Annotated in this window: 1 protein-coding gene; it reads right to left on the reverse strand. The window is 44.1% G+C overall.

The annotated features are described in order from the left end of the window. Positions 1-714, reverse strand: a 714-nt coding sequence (gene ilvC, locus ACS8FC_RS16995) for a ketol-acid reductoisomerase (protein WP_439297652.1), incomplete at its 3' end; no start/stop codon positions are given. Positions 715-753 lie beyond the last annotated feature (39 nt).

Here is a 753-nt window from a genome sequence, read left to right on the forward strand (position 1 = left end):
CATCAAATCAACGATTAGCTTGAGCTCATGTAGACACTCAAAGTAAGCCATTTCTGGTGCATAGCCTGCTTCTGTTAGCGTCTCAAAGCCCATTTTAACCAGTTCTACTGCACCGCCACAAAGAACCGCTTGCTCACCGAATAAGTCAGTTTCAGTCTCATCTTTAAATGTGGTTTCGATGATGCCTGAACGACCACCACCAACACCAGCAGCATATGATAGTGCTAACTGTTTGGCTTGACCTGAAGCATCTTGGTAGATTGCGATAAGATCAGGGATACCACCGCCTTTAGTAAACTCTGAACGTACGGTATGACCTGGTGCTTTTGGCGCAACCATGATCACATCAAGATCGCCACGTGGTACCACTTGGTTGTAATGGATCGCAAAACCATGAGCGAAAGCCAATGTCGCGCCTTCTTTAATGTTCGGCTCGATGACGTCGTTATAAAGCTCTTTTTGGAATTCATCAGGCGTCAAAATCATGATTACGTCAGCAGCTTTTACAGCTTCTTCTACTTCAGCAACTTTTAGACCAGCGTTCTCAGCTTTTTTCCATGAACCTGAGTTGGCACGTAGACCAACCGTTACATCAACGTCTGAGTCTTGTAGGTTAAGCGCGTGCGCATGACCTTGTGAACCATAACCGATAATGGCAACTTTTTTACCTTGGATAATTGATAGATCACAATCTTTGTCATAAAAAACGTTCATAAATAGAGTCCTTGTCCTCAATCATGGCGTACCATGGAT

Source organism: Psychrobacter sp. 1Y4, assembly GCF_051847555.1.